This is a genomic window from Oleiphilus sp. HI0043, assembly GCF_001634935.1.
On record NZ_LWEY01000601.1, the window covers coordinates 1 to 614 of the forward strand.

A 614-nucleotide genomic window follows, 5' to 3' on the forward strand; every position below is an offset into this window, starting at 1 on the left:
AGCGCCAATGAACGTGCTGCCGATAGCTTCGAGCATTTGGTCAGGCTCGAGCTCCATTTGCTCGCATATTTCTGCTACTCGATCAGAAAACTCCTGTAATACCTCTTGTGATAATTCAGCCATAAAAATACTCGCCAGGTTTAACTCTGTTCCCAAGGGTTGAATATTTTGAGGTTGTCCAGATTAAAATCTGATACGTTGCGCGTTACGATTGTCATATCTTGAACAGCGGCTGTTGCAGCAATAAACGTATCTCTATATGGCTTTGGGTCTGGTACATGATACTTGGCGCTAACCAAAACGACTTCCTTATCGACTGGTAATATACGTCCCTCAAAAGTTGGCAAAACGTGGTCGCTCATCCATTTCCGGAGAATCTTACCTTTCGCAGCATCAGATCTTTCAGCCCGTAGAATCCCGAGCTCTATTTCATGAATGACGATTGATGAAACATAAAGCAATTCAGCTTCAACTTGGGCTGACCATTCCTCTACATTGCTATCAGCTTTACCGCTTTTTACTTTTCTGAGTTCAGAGACAACATTAGTGTCTAATAAATACATACTAAAACTCTGCTGCTGCAGCTTTGTCGGTGACTTGGCCCGGAGTAAATT

General features: G+C 43.0%; 1 protein-coding gene. It reads right to left on the reverse strand.

Going from position 1 to position 614, the window contains the following annotated elements:
• Window positions 1–140: 140 nt before the first annotated feature.
• Window positions 141–614 (reverse strand): type II toxin-antitoxin system VapC family toxin (locus tag A3729_RS07415; protein ID WP_231877377.1); only part of this gene is annotated, 474 nt, incomplete at its 5' end.